Annotated in this window: 19 protein-coding genes; 9 read left to right on the forward strand and 10 right to left on the reverse strand. The window is 72.1% G+C overall.

Features of this window, described 5'->3' with window-relative positions; genetic code table 11:
- Positions 1 to 1,096: LCP family protein (locus N801_RS09955; RefSeq protein WP_245618350.1), on the forward strand; the 1,096-nt coding region annotated here is incomplete at its 5' end.
- Between the two features lie 10 nt (positions 1,097 to 1,106).
- Here the strand turns inward: N801_RS09955 and N801_RS09960 are convergent.
- The 3 genes from N801_RS09960 to N801_RS09970 all read right to left on the reverse strand — a co-directional run bounded on the left by N801_RS09960 (position 1,107) and on the right by N801_RS09970 (position 5,522).
- Positions 1,107 to 2,285: an acyl-CoA dehydrogenase family protein gene (locus N801_RS09960; RefSeq protein WP_035937111.1), complete on the reverse strand. Its 1,179-nt coding sequence runs from the start codon at positions 2,283 to 2,285 to the stop codon at positions 1,107 to 1,109.
- A gap of 81 nt (positions 2,286 to 2,366) precedes the next feature.
- Positions 2,367 to 4,457 carry an acyltransferase family protein gene (locus N801_RS09965; protein WP_084108648.1) on the reverse strand — a complete coding sequence of 697 codons (2,091 nt, stop codon included), beginning with the start codon at positions 4,455 to 4,457 and terminating at the stop codon, positions 2,367 to 2,369.
- Positions 4,458 to 4,505: 48 nt separating this feature from the next.
- Positions 4,506 to 5,522 carry an LLM class F420-dependent oxidoreductase gene (locus N801_RS09970; protein ID WP_035937115.1) on the reverse strand — a complete coding sequence of 339 codons (1,017 nt, stop codon included), beginning with the start codon at positions 5,520 to 5,522 and terminating at the stop codon, positions 4,506 to 4,508.
- 89 nt (positions 5,523 to 5,611) lie between these two features.
- On the opposite strand from N801_RS09970, the gene N801_RS09975 reads away from it, so the two are divergent.
- Positions 5,612 to 6,064 (forward strand): CoA-binding protein, encoded by a 453-nt coding sequence (locus N801_RS09975; protein WP_035937117.1) that lies wholly within the window; start codon positions 5,612 to 5,614, stop codon positions 6,062 to 6,064.
- A gap of 107 nt (positions 6,065 to 6,171) precedes the next feature.
- On the opposite strand, the gene purE is transcribed toward N801_RS09975, so the two are convergent.
- Both purE and N801_RS09985 read right to left on the reverse strand, forming a co-directional pair.
- A complete protein-coding gene (gene purE, locus N801_RS09980; protein WP_035937119.1) occupies positions 6,172 to 6,714 on the reverse strand; it encodes a 5-(carboxyamino)imidazole ribonucleotide mutase in 543 nt (180 codons plus the stop codon).
- Complete coding sequence (locus N801_RS09985; protein ID WP_035937122.1) at positions 6,711 to 7,883, reverse strand: 5-(carboxyamino)imidazole ribonucleotide synthase; 1,173 nt, start codon at positions 7,881 to 7,883, stop codon at positions 6,711 to 6,713. The genes purE and N801_RS09985 overlap by 4 nt, the downstream gene beginning before the upstream one ends.
- Before the next feature lie 80 nt (positions 7,884 to 7,963).
- Here N801_RS09985 and N801_RS09990 point away from each other — a divergent pair, with 80 nt between their 5' ends.
- Positions 7,964 to 8,491, forward strand: a complete 528-nt coding sequence (locus N801_RS09990) for a GtrA family protein (protein ID WP_052112830.1) — start codon at positions 7,964 to 7,966, stop codon at positions 8,489 to 8,491.
- 218 nt (positions 8,492 to 8,709) lie between these two features.
- Here N801_RS09990 and N801_RS09995 read toward each other — a convergent pair whose 3' ends face one another.
- From N801_RS09995 to N801_RS10010, 4 genes are read right to left on the reverse strand one after another with little or no spacing between them, the layout of a single operon-like run.
- A complete protein-coding gene (locus tag N801_RS09995; RefSeq protein WP_439330535.1) occupies positions 8,710 to 9,690 on the reverse strand; it encodes a sensor histidine kinase in 981 nt (326 codons plus the stop codon).
- 42 nt (positions 9,691 to 9,732) lie between these two features.
- Complete coding sequence (locus N801_RS10000) at positions 9,733 to 10,413, reverse strand: response regulator transcription factor (protein WP_035937127.1); 681 nt, start codon at positions 10,411 to 10,413, stop codon at positions 9,733 to 9,735.
- A 29-nt stretch (positions 10,414 to 10,442) separates the two neighbouring features.
- Positions 10,443 to 11,510 (reverse strand): adenylate/guanylate cyclase domain-containing protein, encoded by a 1,068-nt coding sequence (locus N801_RS10005; RefSeq protein WP_245618352.1) that lies wholly within the window; start codon positions 11,508 to 11,510, stop codon positions 10,443 to 10,445.
- A gap of 26 nt (positions 11,511 to 11,536) precedes the next feature.
- Positions 11,537 to 12,298: a biotin--[acetyl-CoA-carboxylase] ligase gene (locus tag N801_RS10010; RefSeq protein WP_035937132.1), complete on the reverse strand. Its 762-nt coding sequence runs from the start codon at positions 12,296 to 12,298 to the stop codon at positions 11,537 to 11,539.
- A 24-nt stretch (positions 12,299 to 12,322) separates the two neighbouring features.
- Here N801_RS10010 and N801_RS10015 point away from each other — a divergent pair, with 24 nt between their 5' ends.
- Together N801_RS10015 and N801_RS10020 are read left to right on the forward strand one after the other, a co-directional pair.
- Positions 12,323 to 13,963 carry an acyl-CoA carboxylase subunit beta gene (locus tag N801_RS10015; RefSeq protein WP_052112833.1) on the forward strand — a complete coding sequence of 547 codons (1,641 nt, stop codon included), beginning with the start codon at positions 12,323 to 12,325 and terminating at the stop codon, positions 13,961 to 13,963.
- The gene (locus tag N801_RS10020; protein ID WP_035937136.1) at positions 13,960 to 14,175 is read left to right on the forward strand and encodes an acyl-CoA carboxylase epsilon subunit; all 216 of its coding nucleotides are present in this window, start codon (positions 13,960 to 13,962) and stop codon (positions 14,173 to 14,175) included. Before N801_RS10015 ends, N801_RS10020 begins: the two co-directional genes overlap by 4 nt.
- Before the next feature lie 175 nt (positions 14,176 to 14,350).
- On the opposite strand, the gene N801_RS10025 is transcribed toward N801_RS10020, so the two are convergent.
- Positions 14,351 to 15,025 (reverse strand): MOSC domain-containing protein, encoded by a 675-nt coding sequence (locus tag N801_RS10025; RefSeq protein ID WP_052112834.1) that lies wholly within the window; start codon positions 15,023 to 15,025, stop codon positions 14,351 to 14,353.
- Between the two features lie 66 nt (positions 15,026 to 15,091).
- On the opposite strand from N801_RS10025, the gene N801_RS10030 reads away from it, so the two are divergent.
- From N801_RS10030 to N801_RS10045, 4 genes are all read left to right on the forward strand, one after another.
- Positions 15,092 to 16,006 carry an endonuclease domain-containing protein gene (locus N801_RS10030; RefSeq protein WP_035937139.1) on the forward strand — a complete coding sequence of 305 codons (915 nt, stop codon included), beginning with the start codon at positions 15,092 to 15,094 and terminating at the stop codon, positions 16,004 to 16,006.
- Positions 16,007 to 16,264: 258 nt separating this feature from the next.
- The gene (locus N801_RS10035) at positions 16,265 to 17,908 is read left to right on the forward strand and encodes a DUF885 domain-containing protein (RefSeq protein ID WP_052112841.1); all 1,644 of its coding nucleotides are present in this window, start codon (positions 16,265 to 16,267) and stop codon (positions 17,906 to 17,908) included.
- A 63-nt stretch (positions 17,909 to 17,971) separates the two neighbouring features.
- The gene (locus N801_RS10040) at positions 17,972 to 19,870 is read left to right on the forward strand and encodes a Na+/H+ antiporter (protein WP_035937142.1); all 1,899 of its coding nucleotides are present in this window, start codon (positions 17,972 to 17,974) and stop codon (positions 19,868 to 19,870) included.
- Positions 19,867 to 20,547: a Maf family protein gene (locus N801_RS10045; RefSeq protein WP_052112835.1), complete on the forward strand. Its 681-nt coding sequence runs from the start codon at positions 19,867 to 19,869 to the stop codon at positions 20,545 to 20,547. The genes N801_RS10040 and N801_RS10045 overlap by 4 nt, the downstream gene beginning before the upstream one ends.
- Positions 20,548 to 20,566: the final 19 nt, after the last annotated feature.

Here is a 20,566-nt window from a genome sequence, read left to right on the forward strand (position 1 = left end):
CGCCAGGCCCCCCCGCCGGGAGCACGCCCCCGCCCCGCGTCGGCCGGAGCCCGAGAGGCGACAGGGTCCCCCGCGCGGCGCCCGACCGGTCGCCGACCCGATCCAGCAGGAGCCGCGTCGCCGCCGTCGCACCTGGCTGCTCCTCCCCCTGCTCCTCGCGCTCTGGCTCGTCTTCCTCGTCGTGACGCCGTTCCACGCGTGGAGCACCGTGTCCCGGGTCGAGGACGCCCCCGCCGGCGACCGCCCCGCCGAGACGCCGGGCAACACCTACCTGCTCGTCGGCTCCGACTCCCGCGAGGGGCTCACCGCCGAGCAGCGCAACGAGCTCGGCACCGGCACCGCCGAGGGCCGCCGCACCGACTCGATCATGATCGTCCACGTCCCCGCGGGCGGCGGGAAGTCCGCGATCGTCTCCATCCCCCGCGACAGCTACATGCCGATCCCGGGGCACAACAGCAACAAGGTCAACGCGGCGTACTCCATCGGCGGCCCGCAGCTCCTCGTCGAGACCCTCGAGCAGGTCACCGACCTCCGGATCGACGGCTACCTCGAGATCGGCTTCGGCGGTTTCGCCTCGGTCGTCGACAGCCTGGGCGGCGTCGACATCTGCGTCCCGTTCGCGATGGACGACCCCAAGGCGCACATCAACCTCGCGAAGGGCTGCCAGACCCTCGACGGCAAGAACGCCCTCGGCTTCGTCCGCGCCCGCTACTCCGACCCGCGCGGCGACATCGGTCGGGCCGAGCGGCAGCGGCAGTTCCTCGCGGCCATCATGAAGGGCGCGGCGACACCGTCGACCGTGCTCAACCCGTTCCGCTACTGGTCCTTCACGCACACCGCCGCGAGCGCCGTGGGTGTCGGCGAGGAGACCGGCATGCGCGACGCCGCCAACATCCTGCTCGCCATGCGCGGAGCCGGGAACGACTCGACCCTGAGCCTCACCGTGCCCATCCAGGACGCGAACTACCCCACGGCCGCCGGGTCGGCGGTCAAGTGGGACACCGAGCGCGCCAAGGCCCTCTTCACGATGCTGCGCGAGGACCAGCCCCTCGAGGGTCCGCCCGCCGGGACGGACGGCAAGCCGTCGCAGGGGTAGGGGCTGGCGCCTACCCCTTGAGCAGCTGGCGGGCCATGACGACGCGCTGGACCTGGTTGGTGCCCTCGTAGATCTGGGTGATCTTGGCGTCGCGCATCATCCGCTCGAGGGGGAAGTCGCGGGTGTAGCCGGCGCCGCCGAGGAGCTGGACGGCGTCGGTGGTGACCTTCATCGCGACGTCGGAGGCGAAGCACTTGGCGGCGGCGCCGAAGAACGGCAGGTCGGGGTCGGAGCGCTGCGACTTCGCGGCGGCGACGTAGACGAGCTGGCGGGCGGCCTCGAGCTCCATGGCCATGTCGGCGAGCATGAACTGGATGCCCTGGAAGTCGGCGATGCGCGTGCCGAACTGCTTGCGTTCCTTGACGTAGGCCGTGGCGTGGTCGAGCGCGCCCTGCGCGATCCCGACCGCCTGGGCGCCGATCGTGACGCGGGTGTGGTCCAGCGTGCGCAACGCGATCTTGAGGCCCTCGCCCGGGGCGCCGACGATCCGGTCGCCGGGGATGCGGACGTTCTCCAGGATGAGCTCGCGGGTCGGGCTGCCCTTGATCCCGAGCTTGCGTTCCTTCTCCCCGAAGGAGAACCCCTCGTCGGACCGCTCCACGACGAAGGCGCTGATGTTGTTGCCGCGGGCCCCGTCGGGGTCGGTCACGGCCAGGACGGTGTAGTACTCGGAGACGCCGGCGTTGGTGATCCACGACTTCTGCCCGTTGAGGATCCACACGTCGTCCCCGGCTGACCTGTCCAGCGTCGCGCGGCACTTCATCGCCGCGGTGTCCGAGCCGGCTTCGCGCTCGGACAGCCCGTACGAGAACGTCGCCTCACCGGCGGCGACCGGCGGCAGGTAGCGCTGCTTGAGCTCCTCGGACCCGGCGAGGATCAGCGGCATCGTGCCGAGCTTGTTCACCGCGGGGATGAGCGAGGAGCTCGCGCAGACGCGGGCGACCTCCTCGATGACGATGCAGGTCGCGAGCGCGTCCGCGCCGACCCCGCCGTACTCCTCACCGATGTGCGGGGCGAAGAAGTCGGACGCGACGAGGGCGTCGTGCGCCTCCTGCGGGTAGCGCGACTCCTCGTCGACCGCGGCCGCGAACGGGGCGATCTTGTCCCGGGCCACATCACGGACCGCCTCGCGGATCGCCTCGTGGTCCTCGTTGACCTGGAACAGGGGGAAGTCGGCGTTGGCGCTCACCCGGCGATCCTACCGACGCGTAGGGAGTGCCCCTCGCCGCATGGGTGTGGGACCGACCACGTTGGGCGCGGTCGCGGCGCGTCAGTCCAGGCGCACTTCGACGTGGGTGGCGAGCATGGTCGAATACTCGGTGCTGAGATGGCTGGAGTCCTTGTAGACGATGACGTCCCCGACACGGGCGTAGCACGACGTCTGGTCGCAGAACAGGTCGGTGAGGTCGATGACCGGGATGTCCGCTGCGCGGGCCGCGGTCACCGCGAGGTCCTCGACGACGGCGGTCCCGCGCGGGACCGCGCACTTCTCGGGAGCCGTCGGGTTGGCGGCGATGCAGCCCGGAACGAGCTCACCCGACGTGGCGGGCACGTCCGAAATGACCCGCACGTCCTTGCCCGCGTCGACCCAGCGGTCGTATCGACGGCTGAAGCCGGCCTTCCCGGCCTCGGCCCCCGTCGCCCCGCCCAGCCCTTCCCAGCGGTACGCCCGGGTGAAGGAGGATGCGATGACCATCGAGATGGACTCGTCGCCCAGGATCGCTTCGTCCACGGCGGCGTTGTATGCCGCGCAGCTCTCCTGGCGCTCGTCCGAGGTCTCCACGTCGAGGACCCGGAGCGCGTCGGTCGACGGGCACGAGCCCTTCGTGTGGACGACGACCTTCCAGCCCCGGCGCTTCCCGAGCTCGTCGGCCATGGGGAGGAGCGCCCCGGCGTGCGAGTCGCCGACGAGCGCGATGGTCCCCTTGCTGCCCGACGGGTCGCCGACCACGCAGTCGAGGATCGCGGGGCTTTCCAAGGTCTGCTGGCACGCGCGGATGCGCGGGTCCCTGACCTGCGCGAGGACGGACTCGACCGGAGCCACGAGCGGACCATCACCGGCGACGGGGCCGCAGTCGTTGGCCTCGACGAGCGCACCCGGACCGAGACACCGGTCCGCAACGGCCAGACGCTCCTTCGTCTGTTGCGCCGCCACGGCCTCACGCCGCTCGAGGCTGGTACCCCACGCGGTCGTGAAGCCGACCACGAGGGCCATACCGAGCACCGCGAAGGAGAAGGCGCGGGCCGGAGCCTTGGCGAGCAGGGGCCGCACACGCAGGGGGTCCTCGACCCACGTCTTCGACAGCCAGGCGAGGCCGAGCGTCGCGGCGAGGACGGCGACCTTCTCCGGCCAGGCCAGTTCGTGCCCGGTGACGTGCGGCGTGATGACGATGAGCGGCCAGTGCACGAGGTAGATCGAGTACGAGATGTCGCCGACGAAGGTCATCGGCCGCGTGCTGAGGACCTGACCGACGCGGGTCCCCGCCCCCGACAGCAGCAGCGCCACCGTGCCGAGCACCGGGAACAGCGCCACCCAGCCCGGGAAGAGGCTGGCCTCGGTGAGCACCAGCCCGGACACGACGACGGCGACGACACCGAGCCACGCGAGGACGCTGTCGGCGGGCCGGCCCACCCGGGTGAGGACCAGGGCGGCCATCCCGCCGGCGGCGAACTCCCACACGCGGGTCAGGGTGCTCATGTAGGCGAAGGCCTGGTCCTGGTGGGTGGACACCACCGACCAGGCGAGCGACACGACGAAGATCACGGTGAGGCCGGCGAGGATGGCCCGGCGGGTGTCGCGGTGGCCGCGCAGCCTCATGACGGCGAGCAGCCCGAGGATGAGGACCGGCCAGACGGCGTAGAACTGCTCCTCGACCGACAGCGACCAGAAGTGCTGCGCGACCGTGGGCACGTTGTCGAGGGCCATGTAGTCGACCGCCGACGTCGCGAGCTGCCAGTTCTGCACGTACAGGGCGCTGGCCCCGATCTCGCGCGCCGTCTGCGCCCACGTCGTGCTGGGCGTGAGGAGCAGGACGCCCAGGCCGGACAGGACGAGGACGAGGAGGCTGGCCGGCAGGAGGCGGCGGATCCGGCGCGCCCAGAAGCGCACCACCACCAGGTGCCCCGTGGCGAGGATCTCGCGGTGGATGTGCGAGGTGATGAGGAACCCGGAGATGACGAAGAAGACGTCGACCCCGACGTATCCGCCGGTGATTCGCGTGGGCCACAGGTGGTAGAGGACGACGAGCCCGACGGCGACGGCACGCAGGCCCTGGATGTCGGGCCGGAAGTCCGACGCCGGCCGGGGGCGGGCGCGCATCTCTGACCGGGTCTGGGCCGCGGTCACCACGGGAGTGCTCATCGGGCGACCATGCTATCTGCGCCGCTGCCGATGGACACAGTCCAGGCCTCAGCGCAGGGCGGGGATGACCTCGCGCTCGAACAGCTCGACGCCCGACAGGTCGTAGGCGGACTCGATGAAGTTGGTGATCGCGTAGGTCATGCCGACGTCCTGCATGTCGGCGAGAGCGCTCGCCACCTGGTCGGGCGTGCCCACCGCGACGCCCTCGCGGTAGACCTTCATCGACCGCGCGACGGCGTCCTCGGGCACGCCCGCGCCGCGCAGGTGGTGCTCGATCCACCTGAACCGCTCCTGCACCTCCCTGGCGTCCCGGCCGATGACGACGTTGAAGTTCGAGGAGCGCGTGATCGTGTCGGCGTCGCGGCCGACGTCGGCGCAGTGCTGCCTGAGGACCGCGTTCTTGTGCGCGAAGGCCGTCGGATCGCCGGAGAAGTTGGTGTAGTCGGCGTACTCCGCCGCGATCCGCAGTGTCTTGCGCTCGCCTCCGCCGGCGACCCACAGCGGGATGCCGTTGCGCTCGGACCCGTCGAACACCGTGCCCTGCAACGGTCTTGGGAAGCACAGGGCGCCGTCGACCTGGTAGTGCTCCCCGGCATACGTCGCGGTGCCGGTGGTCCACATCTGACGGAAGATCTCCACGCCCTCGCGGAGGCGGGCGAGCCGCTCCCCCGCCGTCGGGAAGCCGTAGCCGTAGGCGCGCCACTCGTGCTCGTACCAGCCCGCACCGATGCCCATGTCGAGACGGCCCTCGGAGATGACGTCGACGGTCGCGGCGACCTTGGCGAGGTAGGCCGGCTCGCGGTACCTCATGCACGTGCACATCTGGCCGATGCGCACCCGCCCGGTGACCCCCGCGAACGCCGCCATGAGCGACCAGGCCTCGTGGACCGCCTCCTGCGTCGGGTGCGGCGTGGGGTGGAAGTGGTCGTAGACCCAGATCGACTCCCAGTCACGGATGCCGTCCGCCCGCCTCGCGAGCCCCGCCATCACGCCCCAGTGCTGGTCGGGCTCGATGCCGGCGAGGTCGTGACGCCAGCCCTGGGGGATGAAGATGCCGAAGCGCATGCCCCCACCCAACCCGTCGGCGGGGGTCCACGCAAGGCAGACGCGCACCCCGGCCCCACGCGTTCGCGGCCGGTGGCAAGGTGAGACCCATGACGTACCGGCACCGCAACGACCCCGACCTCATCCGCGAGCTGCTCAACGACCCCGGGGTGTGGGTCGTCGTCGGGCTGTCCACCAACAGCAAGCGGCCCGCGCACGGCGTCGCCCGGTGGCTCAAGCACGAGCTGCACAAGGGGATCATCCCCGTGCACCCCAAGGCCGAGACGGTGCACGGCGAGCAGGGCTACGCCAGCCTCGCCGACATCCCGGACCAGGACGTCAAGGTCATCGACTGCTTCGTCAACTCCGAGCACGTCGGCGCCGTCGTCGACGAGGCGATCGAGCACAAGGACCGGCTGCAGATCGACGCGATCTGGATGCAGCAGGGCGTCGTCGACGAGGACGCCGCGGACCGGGCCCGAGCCGTCGGCATCGACGTCGTCATGGACACCTGCCCGCGCATCGAGTGGCCCCGGGTCCGGGGCGAGGGTTCGGCCCGCTGACCGCCCGACTCATTGCGCATTTCGGTCAGCGAGCCGCCACTGATTGCGCATTCGGGTCAGCGAGCGGCAGCGAACGGGACCCTCATGCGCAGTCCGTCGGGGTCAGGTCAGGAAGAAGCGGAGCTGCGCTGGGCGCGCAGGGCCTCGCCCTTGGCGTGCGCCTGGTTGCGCAGCCCCTTGCGGAACTCGCCCATCGCGGCGCGCAGGCGTGCCGCCTCGTCGGTGTCCCCGGCGCCGAGGATGCGGACCGCGAGCAGCCCCGCGTTGCGGGAGCCGCCCACCGACACCGTCGCGACCGGGACGCCGCTCGGCATCTGCACGATCGAGAGCAGCGAGTCCATGCCGTTGAGGTGCTCGAGCGGGACCGGCACCCCGATGACCGGAAGCGAGGTCACCGACGCGAGCATGCCCGGCAGGTGCGCCGCGCCGCCGGCGCCCGCGATGATGACGCGCAGCCCGCGCTCCTCGGCCTCGAGGCCGTACGTGATCATCTCGTCCGGCATCCGGTGCGCCGAGACGACGTCCACCTCGTAGGTGATGCCGAAGTCGTCGAGCACCTTCGTCGCGAGCTGCATGACGGGCCAGTCGCTGTCGCTGCCCATGACGACGCCGACGACGGCGTCTCCCGTGGACGTGGTCGATGGGCTCATTCGGTGACGGCTCCCTCGATGTAATCAGCGGCGTGTCGCGCGCGTCTGCGCAGGTCGGCGACGCTATCACCGCTGACGTTGACGTGTCCGATCTTGCGGCCGCGTCGCACACCCTTTCCGTAGAGGTGCGCCTTGACCTCCGGATCGCGGGCCATGACGTGCCGGTATGCCGGGTAGAGCTCGGGGTGCTCACCGCCGAGGATGTTGCCCATCACCGTCCAGGCGTGCCGCGGTCGCGGTGACCCCAGGGGCAGGTCGAGGACGGCCCGCAGGTGCTGCTCGAACTGCCCGGTCACGGCTCCGTCCATGGACCAGTGGCCGCTGTTGTGCGGTCGCATCGCCAGCTCGTTGACGACGAACCCGCCATCGGGCAGCTCGAACATCTCGACGGCGAGGACGCCGGTGACACCGAGCTCACCGGCGACCCGGAGGCCGGCCTCCGTCGCCCGGGCGGCGAGGTCCGGGTCGATCCCGGGTGCAGGTGCGATCACCTCGGTGCAGATCCCGTCGGTCTGGACGGTCTCGACCACCGGCCACGCGGCTGCCTGCCCGGACGGGCTGCGAGCGAGCAGGACGGCGATCTCCCGGGTGAAGCCGACCATCTCCTCGAGGAGCAGGCTCGAGCCCTCGGCCGAGGCGCGCTCCAGCCAGTCGGTGAGCTCGTCCGCGGCGCCGACGACCCGGACCCCCTTGCCGTCGTAGCCGCCCCGGGGGGTCTTGGCGACGACCGGCCACCCCACGTCGTCGCCGAAGACCGTCACCTCGGCGGTGGTGTGGACCTCGGTCCAGCGGGGACACGGGATGCCGAGCGCGGTCAGCCGCTCGCGCATGGCGAGCTTGTCCTGGGCGAAGACGAGCGCCTCGGGCGTGGGGTGCATCGGGACGCCGGCGTCGGCCAGCGCGGCGAGCACGTCCGCCGGGACGTGCTCGTGGTCGAAGGTCACGACGTCGCACTCGCGGGCGAAGGCGAGAACGGCCTCGACGTCGCTGTGGGCGCCGACCGGTGCCGAGGGGATGACGAGCGCGGCGCTGGAGTCGGCCGCCTCGGCGAGGACGCTGAGGGTGAGGCCCAGCTCGGCGGCGGGTCCGGCGCACATCCGCGCGAGCTGTCCGCCACCGATGATGCCGACGACGGGGAATCCTCCGGGAGCACGAAGCGGGGCGGTCACCCGGCGAGGATAGCCGCGCGGGTCCGGGCGGGTCGTGCGCAGCCGGCATCCGGCGGGGTGTCGGCGGCTAGGCTCTGCCGGTGACGTCCACGAGCCCTGCCAAGGGCCTCCTCACCCGGCTCAGGGGCGCCATCGACGTCCTCTACCGCGAGGCCATCAAGTTCGGTGTCATCGGGGCGGTCGCCTTCGTCATCGACATGGGCAGCTTCAACCTGCTGCGGCGCACCCTGCTCGAGGAGAAGCCCACCGCGGCCGTCATCGTGTCGGCCTCGATCGCCACCGCGTTCGCCTGGGTCGGCAACCGGAGCTGGACCTTCCGCCACCGCCGCAACCGGCCGGCCCACCACGAGGCGGCGCTCTTCGCCGGCACCAACGGGGTGGCCCTCGTCATCCAGGCCGCCGCGGTCGCGTTCTCGAACTACGTCCTCGACTTCAGCTCGCTCACCGCCGACAACGTCGCCAAGGTGGTCGGCATCGCGCTGGGCACGCTCTTCCGGTTCTGGGCCTACCGCCGGTTCGTCTTCGCCGGTGAGCCCCTCGACGTCGACACCTCGCCGCTGGCCGACCTCCGCCACCACCACGACCCCCAGCACCCGCACCCGCACTGACCGACCCCCACACCGCACCACCCCCACCCCACCCCGTGTTCCCAACTCACCAATTCCCCCGTTGGGTACACGTCCCCAACTCACCAATTCCCCTGTTGGGCACATGTCCCCAACTCACCCATTCCCCTGTTGGGCACAGCCAACCCCACCCCTCACGCACCGCCGGAGCACTCGAGCGTCACTCCGCTTCGGAGGGGGTCATTCCGCTTCGGAGAGCGTCACTCCGCTTCGGAGAGGAAGACCGCGAAGACGGCGGGCTGGGTGCTGACGAGCTCGAGCCGGCCCCCGTTGTCCTCGGCGAGGTCGCGGGCCAGGGTCAGGCCCAGCCCCGACCCCGACGACGAGACCGACCGCTCGAAGATGTGCGGGGCGATCGCCGGGGCGACGCCCGCCCCCTCGTCGCCCAGCTCGACGACGACCGACGGGCCGGCCCGGCGGGCGGCGATGTCGACCGTGCCCCGGCCGTGCGCCAGGGCGTTCTCGACGAGGGTGGAGAGGATCTGGGCCAGCGCCACCGGCGTCGCCCGGACGCGGAGCCCGCGCTCGCCGTGGATCCGCATGCTCCGCTTCGATGCCGCGAACGCCGGCTGCCACTCGCGCTGCAGCGAGGCGAGCACCGCGTCGAGCGAGACGCTCGGGCGCGTCGGGTCGCTGACCCGGGTGCGCCCCATGAGGTCGTCGACGACCTTGCTCAGCCGCTCCACCTGGTCGATGGCGACCTGGGCCTCCTCCTGCACGACGGCGAGGTCGTCGGTGGACGCGATCTCGTCGAGCCGCATGAGCAGGGCGGTGAGCGGCGTGCGCAGCTGGTGCGACGCGTCCGCGGCGAAGTCGCGCTCGGCGGCGAGGTTGCGGGTCACCTGGTGAGCGCTGCGGGAGAGGACGTCGCTGATCCGGTCGAGCTCTCCGATGCCGGAGTTGAGCGGCATGAACCGCGACTCGCCGGCGCCGAGGCGCTCGGCGCGGACGGCCAGCTCGGTCAGCGGGTCACCGAGGAGGCGTGAGCGTCGCTGCGCGACGAACCAGCCGACCGCGAGACCGAGCAGCATGAGCACGAGGATGAGACCCGTGAGGAGCATGACCCCCTGCAGGCCGGTCGTGACGCGCACGATGTCGGCCCGCCTCTCGGGCGGCGCCGTCGACACGACGACGGCGACCACGAAGAGCGGAACGGCGAAGATCGCCAGCGTGGCACCCACGGCAGCGAGCGTGGACCTGAGGAGCAGCCGACGCATGCCCCGTCATTCCCCCGCAGGGTCGAACCGGAAGCCGACGCCCCGGATCGTCGTGATGTAGCGAGGCTGCATCGCGTCGTCGCCGAGCTTCTTGCGCAGGACGGAGATGTGCATGTCGAGGGTCTTGGTCGAGCCGTACCAGGCCGTCTCCCAGACGTCGCGCATGAGCTGCTCGCGCGAGACGACCTTGCCCTGGTGGCGGGCGAGGACCCGGATCAGCTCGTACTCCTTGGCGGTGAGCTGGATCTCCTCGTCATGGAGGAAGACCCGCCGCGACTCGGTGTCGACCCGGATGTCGGCCTGACCGGACGCCGGGGCGTCGGGGATGCCGCGCCGCAGCAGGGCCCGGGCGCGGGCGAGGAGCTCGGCGAGCCGGAACGGCTTGGTGACGTAGTCGTCGGCCCCGGCGTCGAGGCCCACCACGGTGTCGACCTCGTCGGCGCGGGCCGTGAGGACGATGACGGGGACGGTGTGGCCCTCGCCGCGCAGGCGGCGGCAGACCTCGAGGCCGTCCATCGTCGGGAGCCCGAGGTCGAGCACGACGAGGTCGGGGGCGTCGCTGCGAGCGGACTCCAGGGCCTCGCGGCCGTCGGCGCGCACCTCGACGTCGTACCCCTCGCGCCGCAGGGCCCGGGCCAGGGGCTCGGAGATCGCCGGGTCGTCCTCGGCGAGCAGCACGCGGGTCATGGGGGCGATGCTAGTGGGGTGGGGGCCGGTCACGCGTGATGGTCCCACGACCGGGCCCGGCGCGCGCCGGTCGAGCGGGCCAGCTCGAACGGGGTCACCGTCCCGATCCCGCGCAGGTGGCGTCGCCGCTGCTCGATCATCGAGAAGCCGGACAGGGCGCCGAGCGCCCGCGCGACCTCGTCGTCGACGAACACCCGCCCCGGCGGGGTGACGGCGGTGAGCCGCGAGGCCCGGTTCACCGTCGTGCCGAACACGTCACCGAGCCGGCTGATCACCTTGCCGGAGGCCATGCCGACGCGGACGTCGGGCAGCAGCGGGTCCTCCCCCATGGCGTCGACGAGGTCGAGCCCGATCGCGGCGGCGGCCGCGGCGTCGACGTGGACGAAGAGCACCTCGTCGCCGACCGTCTTGATGACCCGGCCGCCGTGGGTGGTGACGACGTCGCTCGCGAGCTCCTCGAAGCGCTGCACGAGCGTCGCGAGCTGCCGCTCGGTCATCCGGCGCACGAGCGAGGTGAACGACACGAGGTCGGCGAAGCCGACGACGCGCAGCGGCGCGCTCGGGTCGTGGTCGGTGTCCCGCGCGTCGGCGAGCATGCGCGTGATGGCCGCGGTGAGGTGGCGCCGCCACACGTAGACCATGAGCGGCTCGAGCTGGTCGGCGAGGTCGACGAGCAGGGTCGCGGCCTCCTCGGCCACCCCCCGCTCGGGCACGGCGCGGGCGTCCTTCTCCCCGATCTCGGCCTCCTGCTCGGCCGGGGTGATGTACTCGGCGACGAGCTGGGTCTGCCAGACGGCGAGCCGGTCGGCGGTGCGGGCGAAGGCCCGGGTCATCGCGAGCGCGAGGTCCTCGTCGAGGTCGTTGTCCCGCACGAGGTCGGCCACGCGGCGCAGGGCGTCGAGGTCGGCCTCGGTGAACATCACCTCCTCGTCGTCGACGATCTGGAAGCCCAGCGCGTGCCACAGCTTGCGGGCCTGGAGGAGCGAGACCGAGGCCTCGCGGCTCACGTCGCGACGACCCATCGTCGCGGGGCGGCCGAGGAGCCGCGCCTCGACCTGGGCCTCGAGATCGCCCGGGCCCTCCGGCACCTGCGCCACCTGCACCCTCCTCCACGACTCGGATCTCACCGGACGTGGACGACGTCCCCGGCGGCCACGGCACACGGACCGTCCCCGGTCCTCAGGCACAGTCTGCCGTCTGCGTCGATCCCGGTCGCGACTCCCCGCAGCTGCGACGTCGGCAGGTGCACGACGACCTCCCGTCCCACGGTGGTGCAGGCGGCCTCGTAGGCCGCGCGGACGGCATACGCGTCGTCGTCCAGCTCGCGCAGGAGAGCCGCCAGACGGACGAGGTATGCCGTGAGCACCCGTTCGCGGCGTACCCCCGGTGCGCCCGCGAGCCGGAGCGAGGTCGCGGTGTCCACGGGGAGCTCGGCGCGGCCCTGGTCGACGTTGACCCCGGTGCCGACGACGACGCCCGCGGGCGTGAGCTCGGCGAGGATGCCGGCGACCTTGCGGTCCCCGTCGGCCGGGAGGAGGAGGTCGTTGGGCCACTTGAGCGAGGCCTCGAGCCCGCTCACGCTGGTGAGGGCGTCGCGCAGGGCGAGCCCGGCGACGAGCGGGACCCAGCCGAGGGGTGCGGTCTCGGGCCGCGGCACGAGGACGCTCGCCGCGATGCTGCTCCCGGGCGTCGTGGTCCACCCGCGGTCGAGCCGGCCGCGGCCGGTGCGCTGCTCCTCGGCGGTCACCACCCGCCAGGGCCGGCGGGCCTGGGCGAGCTCGGCGTTGGTGGAGCCGACCGACCCGTGCACCTCGACCGGCAGCCACGGCGGACCGGGTGTGACGAGGTCGGCATCCATCGGTGGGCGAGCAGCAGGAAGGGTCACGGGGTCAAGGCTAGAGTCGCCATCATGGCGCAGACCGACATCCAGCCCACCGGTGGAACCGACGTCCCCGCCGAGGACACCGGCATCGACATCCACACGACGGCCGGCAAGCTCGCCGACCTCAAGCGGCGCGTCGGCGAGGTCGCGCACGCCGGGTCCGAGCGGGCCGTGGAGAAGCAGCACGCGCGCGGGAAGAAGACGGCCCGGGAGCGCTTGGCGATGCTGCTCGACGAGGGCTCGTTCGTCGAGATGGACAAGTACGCCCGGCACCGTTCGGTCGCCTTCGGCCAGGACGCGAACCGGCCCTACGGCGACGGCGTCGTCACCGGCTACGGCACGGTCGACGGGCGCACCGTCGCGGTGTTCGCGCAGGACTTCACCGTGTTCGGCGGGTCGCTGGGTGAGGTCTTCGGCGAGAAGATCACCAAGGTCATGGACTTCGCGATGAAGGTCGGCTGCCCGGTCGTGGGGCTCAACGACTCCGGCGGCGCCCGCATCCAGGAGGGCGTGGTCTCGCTGGGGCTTTACGGCGAGATCTTCCGCCGCAACGTCCACGCGTCCGGGGTCATCCCGCAGATCTCGCTCATCATGGGCCCGTGCGCCGGCGGGGCGGTCTACTCCCCCGCCGTCACCGACTTCACCGTCATGGTCGACCAGACCTCGCACATGTTCATCACCGGACCCGAGGTCATCAAGACCGTCACCGGCGAGGACGTCTCGTTCGAGGAGCTCGGCGGCGCCCGGACCCACAACTCGAAGTCCGGCGTGGCCCACTACATGGGGACCGACGAGGAGGACGCCGTCGAGTACGTCAAGGCGCTGCTGTCCTACCTGCCCTCGAACAACCTCGAGCAGCCGCCCGTCTTCGGCGACGAGGAGCTCGACCTCGACGTCACCGACGACGACCGTGCGCTCGACACGATCATCCCCGACAGCCCGAACCAGCCCTACGACATGCACCGCGTCATCGAGGCCGTCATGGACGACGGCGAGTTCCTCGAGGTGGCACCGCTGTTCGCGCCCAACATCCTCTGCGGGTTCGGTCGCGTCGAGGGCCGCTCCGTCGGCGTCGTCGCCAACCAGCCGATGCAGTTCGCCGGCACCCTCGACATCGACGCCTCCGAGAAGGCCGCCCGGTTCGTGCGGACCTGCGACGCGTTCAACGTCCCGATCCTCACCTTCGTCGACGTGCCCGGCTTCCTGCCCGGCGCCGACCAGGAGTGGGACGGCATCATCCGCCGCGGCGCCAAGCTCATCTACGCCTACGCCGAGGCCACCGTCCCCCTGGTCACCGTCATCACCCGCAAGGCCTACGGCGGCGCATACGACGTCATGGGCTCCAAGCACCTCGGGGCCGACATCAACCTCGCCTGGCCCACCGCCCAGATCGCCGTCATGGGCGCGCAGGGCGCGGTAAACATCCTCTACCGCAAGCAGCTGGCTGCCGCCGCGGAGCGCGGGGAGGACGTCGACGCGACCCGGCAGCGGTTCATCACCGAGTACGAGGACACCCTCGCCAACCCCTACGTCGCGGCCGAGCGCGGCTACATCGACACCGTCATCACGCCGTCGAACACCCGGATGAACGTCACCAAGGCGCTGCGGGCCCTGCGCACCAAGCGCGAGACCCTCCCGCCCAAGAAGCACGGGAACATTCCCCTATGACGGACGCCACTGCGGCACAGCGCATCGAGGTCATCGGCGACGCCACCCCCGAACAGGTCGCCGCCCTCGTCGCGGTCCTCTCGGCCGCGTCCGGTGCTCCGGCCGACGCCGACGCGCCCCGAGCCGGGTCGGAGTGGGCGGCTCCGGCGCGGGCGATGCGCCGCCCCCTCACCCCCGGACCGGCCGCCTGGCAGAACTCCCTCCGTCCCTAACTCGCCAATTCCCCCGTTCGGCCCGCGACACGCCGGTATGCCGTCCGCTCCCCCTCCGTGCCCAACTCACCAATTCCCCCGTTCGGCCCGCGACACGCCGGTATGCCGTCCGCTCCCCCTCCGTGCCCAACTCACCAATTCCCCCGTTCGGCCCGCGACACGCCGGTGCCTCGACCTAGGCACTCCGTGAGCGGGACCCGTCCCACTTGGCCAGGCGGGCCGCGAGCTCCGCGTGCCCGGCGGGAGTCAAGGCCCGGGCGCCCAGCACCTGCCGAGCGAGGTCACGGTCGCCCATCCACGCCCGGAACGCGGTCGGCACGGTGATCCCGTGGCCGGGACGCCACGCCACCTCGACGAGGGCACCCGGACGGACGGTCCCCGGCTGAAGCACCGCCAGGTACGCCCCGGTCCGGCCCCGCGCCGTGAAGGCCTTGACCCAGCCGCGGACGCCCATGTGCGCGGCGAACGTCGCGCACGGCACCCTGGGCCCCGTCACCTGCAGCATCACGCTCCCCCCGACCCGCCACTGCTCCCCCACCAGCGCCGCGTCGACGTCGAAGCCGGACGTGGTGAGGTTCTCGCCGAACGCCCCCGGCGCCAGGTCCCGACCGAGGTCGATTCCCCACGAGTCCAGCTCCTCGCTGGCGAAGGCGTAGACCGCCTGGTCGGTCCCTCCGTGGTGCTTGCGGTTCATCACGGCATCACCCTCGACCCCGCTGCCGCCCGTCCCCTTGGGGCCGGGGTCGAACACGTGGATCTCGTCGGTCGACCGCTTGTCGATCCCGGTCGGGCGCTTGATGATTCCCGCCCTCGGCGGACTGGTGTTGACCGAGTGCACGCGCGCTGACATGCGGTGAATCCTATGGGCTGTGGAAAACCCGGATCGGGTATGCCGGTCAGTCGCCACAGTGTTCCCATGTCCGACTTCGACCCCTTCCGCCCCTTCCTCACGGACTGGGCCCGAGCGGCCGGCGTGAGCAGGCGAGAACTGGCGGGACCGGCATACCGACAGATCTTCCGAGGAGTGCACGTCAGTGCCGTGGTGCCCGACTCCCTCGTGGTCCGAGGCCGCGCCGCCCTGCTCCGGGCGCCCTCGCACGCACTGCTGAGCCATGACAGCGCAGCACAGCTGTGGGTCCCTTCGTGGCCGCGCAGCAGCGAGGTGCATCTGGCGTTCAGCCGCAGCGTCAAGACGATCGGCGACGGCATCCGGACTCACCGCTTCACCTATCGGATGGAGCGGTGGAGTCGGCACGGGTTGCCCGTCACGGGTCCGGCCATGACCTTCATCCACCTCTCGGTCCGGCTCGACCTCGTCGAGCTCGTCTGCTTCGGTGATCGCCTCGTCGCTCGAGGGGTCATCTCGCCGGAGGAGCTCGTGCAGGCTGCGCTCGCCTGGGAGGGCCACGGCCGGCGGGCCTCGATCACCGCCGCCCGGCTGGTGCGGGCCCGCTCGGAGTCGGTCCCGGAGACCCAGAGCCGACTCCTCATGGTCCTTGCCGGGCTTCCGGAACCGCAGTGCAACCACCCCTACCTGGTCGACGGGACGGAACGCTTCCGGCTCGACCTGGCCTGGGTCGGGGCGAAGGTGGCGCTGGAGTACGACGGTCGTTGGCACGACGAACCAGGGCAACGGGCCAAGGACGAGGCCCGCCGCAGGGAGATGCGCGCCGCCGGCTGGATCATCATCGTCATCCGAGCCGTGGACCTGTACGACCACCCCGATGACGTCGTGCGCCGGGTGGCTGACGCGCTGCGCGAGCGCGGGTGCACCGTCGACGTGAGTCTCGCCTACCAGCGGTGGTTCCAGCCGCGAGGCATCGTCGCCTGACGAGGACCTCCGGGCCCACGCGTCAGGACCTGCGGACCCACGCGTATGGCGGGCGGACGGCATACGGCGTGTGGCGTGCGCAACGGGGGAATTGGCGAGTTGGGGCCCGGGGGTAGCGTGCGGCGGGTGACCGACACCTCCAGCTCCTCCAGCTCCTCCAGCTCCTCCAGCTCCTCCAGCTCCTCCAGCTCCTCCGGCTCCTCCAGCTCCGCCACGTCCTCCACGTCCTTCCGGCGGGAGCCCACCGCCGTCGACGCGATCGCCGAGGGTCACTTCGACGCCGTCATGGAGAGCAGCCCGATCGAGGCCACCTACCTCGGCGTCGACGTCCGGCAGGGCGAGCTCGACGACTTCTCGCCGGAGGGGTACCGCGCCCGGGCCGAGCTCGCCCGGGCCACCCTCGCCCGGCTCGAGACCGTCGAGGCGGTCGACGACATCGACCGGGTGACCGTGGCCGCGATGCGCGAGCGGCTCGAGCTCGACGTCGCCATCCACGAGTCGGGGTATGACCGCGCCGACCTCAACGTCATCGCCTCCCCGATGCAGTCGATCCGCGACGTGTTCGACCTCATGCCCACCGACACGCCGGAGCAGTGGGCGACCATCACGACCCGGCTCGGCGTCGTGCCGACGGCCCTCGAGCAGTGGTGCGCCTCGCTCCTCGCGTCGGCGGCGGAGGGCCGCGTGTCCGCCCGGCGCCAGGTCGTTGCCTGCATCAGCCAGTGCGACGACCTCGTCGGCGACGACGGCTTCTTCGCCACCTTCGCCGCCGGTGCCCGCACCACGGACGGCCAGCCGCTGCCCGAGGAGCAGCGGACCGCGCTGGCCAACGCCGCCACTCGCGCCGGCGACGCCTACGCGGACCTCAAGGTGTTGCTGCGCGACCGGCTGCTCGACCTCGCCCCGGCCGAGGACGCCGTCGGCCGCGAGCGCTACCAGCTCGCCAGCCGGCACTTCCTCGGCGCGACCGTCGACCTCGAGGAGACCTACGCCTGGGGTCAGGAGGAGACCGACCGCCTCGACGCCGAGATGCGGCGCACGGCGGAGCGGATCCGGCCCGGCGCCACCGTCAAGGAGGCGATGAAGGCCCTGGGCGAGGACCCGGCCTACCGGCTGGACGGCACCGACGAGCTCCAGCGGTGGATGCAGACCAAGGCCGACGAGGTCATGGACCTGCTCGACGGGACGCACTTCGACATCCCCGCCCCCGTGCGCACGATCGAGTGCCGCATCGCCCCCACCCACACCGGCGGCATCTACTACACCGGCCCCAGCGAGGACTTCACCCGACCGGGCCGGATGTGGTGGTCGGTGCCCCGGGGCGTCGAGACGTTCGGGACGTGGGCCGAGCTGAGCACGGTCTACCACGAGGGGGTCCCGGGCCACCACCTCCAGGTCGCCCAGACGACCTACCGCGCCGAGCTGCTCAACCGGTGGCGGCGGATGCTCTGCTGGGTGAGCGGGCACGGCGAGGGCTGGGCGCTCTACGCCGAGCGGCTCATGGTCGAGCTCGGCTTCATGGACGACCCGGGCAACTACCTCGGCTTCCTCGATGCACAGTCGCTGCGCGCGGCCCGCGTCGTCCTCGACATCGGGATCCACTGCGGCTTCGAGGCGCCGGCGGAGGTCGGTGGTGGCGAGTGGACCTACGACAAGGCGTGGCAGTACCTGGGCGCCCACGCCAACAACGACGAGGCGTCGCTGCGCTTCGAGCTCGACCGCTACCTCGGCTGGCCGGGGCAGGCGCCGAGCTACAAGATCGGCGAGCGGATCTGGATGCAGCTGCGCGACGAGACCGCGGCGAGAGAGGGCGACGCGTTCGACCCGAAGGCGTTCCACCGACGGGCCCTCGACGTCGGCTCCGTCGGCCTCGACGCCCTCGTCGAGGCCATGCGCCGCTGACCCGACCGGGGACGACGGGCAGGCGCGCGGCGCACTCCCCCGCCGGCCGGTGACAATGTTCCGGTGACCCTCGCCCTCACCCTCGCCGCCATCGCCGTGACGGTCATCCTCGTGGCGCGCCTGTGCGCCCCTCTCGGCCTCCCCTCGCCGATCGCGCTGCTGCTCGTCGGCCTCGTCGCGTCGGTGCTGCCGTTCGTGCCCGACGTGTCGCTCGATCCCGACGTCGTCCTGTTCGGGCTCCTCCCGCCCCTGCTGTACGCGGCGGCGCTCGGGACCTCGCTCGTGGACATCCGCGCGAACCGGCGCGCGATCCTCGGCCTCTCGGTGGGGCTCGTGCTCTTCACGACGTTCGGGGTCGCGCTCGTCGCGTGGTGGCTCCTGCCCATCCCGTTCACCGTGGCCGTCGCGCTCGGCGCGATCGTCGCCCCACCCGATGCCGTGGCGGCCACGGCGGTGGCGCGCGGGATCGGGCTGCCCCGGCGCGTCACGACCATCCTCGAGGGCGAGTCCCTCCTCAACGACGCGACCGCGCTCGTGACCCTGCGGACCGCGATCGCGGCCGCGGGTCTGGCCACCACCCACCACGGCTTCGCCTCGCACGGAGCGGTCACGGTCGGCTCGGTCGCGCGGGACTTCGGCCTCGCGGTCGTCGGTGGCGTGGGCGTCGGGTGGGTCGTCTTCGTCCTCATCGGCCTCGTGCGCAAGCAGCTCACCGAGGCCTCGTGGGACACCGCGCTGTCCTTCGCGGCCCCGTTCCTGTCCTACCTCCCCGCCGAACAGCTCGGCGCCAGCGGTGTCCTCGCCGTGGTGACGACGGGGCTGATGCTCGCCCACAAGGCGCCGGTGCTGCAGTCCGCCACCTCCCGCCTCAGTGAGCGGATCAACTGGGCCAGCGTGACGTTCCTGCTGGAGAACGCCGTCTTCCTCCTCATCGGGCTGCAGCTCTCGCGGCTCGTCACCGACGTCGAGGCGAGCGAGATCACGCTGGGTCGTGCCGTCGTCGTCGGGGTGGCCGTCCTCGTCACGGTGCTCGCCCTGAGGCCGCTCTGGCTCTTCCCGTTCACGTGGCTGGTCACCCGGCTCGACCGCTCCGACCGCACCCCCCTCGACGTCCCCGGGGTCACCGTCACCTCCTGGGCGGGCATGCGCGGCGTCGTCACCCTCGCCGCAGCGCTCACCCTCCCGCAGTCGACCGTCCACCGGCCGACGCTGGTCCTCATCGCGCTCATCGTCACGGTGGGCACGCTGGCCCTCCAGTCGACGACGCTTCCGACGCTGGCGAGGGCCCTCGACGTGCGCGGACCCGACCCCCGGGAGGACGCGCTGCAGGAGGCCACCGTCGTGCAGGCGACCACCGGTGCCGGCCTGCGGGCGCTCGACGCCGAGGCGGACCTCGACCCCGCCATCGCCCAGGAGCTGCGCGCCAACGCCGAGCTGAGGGTCAACCGCATCTGGGAGCGGCTCGGGACGCTCGGCCCCAGCGTGGACGAGACCCCGAGCGAGGCCCGGCGCCGGCTCCGCACGGTGATGCTCGAGGCCGAGCGCCGTGAGCTGCTGCGCATCCGCGACGAGGACGACGTCGACCACGAGATCCTCTCCAGCGTGATGAACCAGCTCGACGCCGAGGAGGCGGCGCTCTCGTGGCGGACCGCGCGGGCCGCCCGGGTCAGGGACACCGTCGTGCGCACGCCGGACCAGGTGTCGCGCGCGTGCGAGCACCTCGTCGACGAGCCCGACTGCGCGGTCCCGTCGAGCGCCGAGGGCTGCGAGCAGTGCCTGCGCGAAGGGCTGACCTGGGTGCACCTGCGCATCTGCACGCGGTGCGGCCACGTCGGCTGCTGCGACTCCTCGCCGGGGCAGCACGCGTCTCGCCACTTCGGCGACACCCAGCACCCGGTGATGCGCTCGCTCGAACCCGGTGAGGCGTGGAGATGGTGCTTCGTGGACGAGGTCCTCGGATGAGCGACGACAGCCTGAGCGGCGTATGCCGGCCGGTCGTGCTCGTGCTGGCGTCGGCGTCCCCGGCGCGGCTGGCCACCCTGCGCGCCGCCGGGGTCGAGCCGGTCGTGCAGGTGAGCGAGGTCGACGAGGACGCGGCCCTGGTGGTGGCCGCGGAGGTCCACGGCCCCCTCGACCCGGCTGACGTCGCCCTCCTGCTGGCCCGGGCCAAGGCGGAGGACGTGGCGCGGGCGCGGGTCGCCGCCGACGCGCCCGAGGCCCTCGTCCTGGGCTGCGACTCGGTCCTCGAGCTCGACGGCGAGGTCCACGGGAAGCCGGAGGACGCGGCCGTCGCGACCGCCCGCTGGCAGCGCATGCGGGGGCGCTCCGGAGTCCTGCACACGGGGCACTGGCTCGTCGACGACCGCGACCCCGACGACGGCGGGACGAGCGGGACGGTCGGCGCGACCGCCTCGACGACGGTCCACTTCGCCGACCTCGACGACGACGAGATCGCCGCGTACGTCGCGACCGGCGAGCCGCTGCAGGTCGCCGGCGCCTTCACCCTCGACGGGCTGGGCGCTCCCTACGTCACGGCGATCGAGGGCGACCCCTCCAACGTGGTCGGGGTCTCCCTCCCCCTCCTCCGCGACCTGCTCGGCGAGCTGGGCGTGCCCTGGCGCGACCTCCGAGACCGCTGACCCCGAAGCGCCCGCCTTG

Origin of the sequence: Knoellia aerolata DSM 18566, assembly GCF_000768695.1 — a bacterium.
Taxonomy (GTDB): Bacteria; Actinomycetota; Actinomycetes; order Actinomycetales; family Dermatophilaceae; genus Knoellia; species Knoellia aerolata.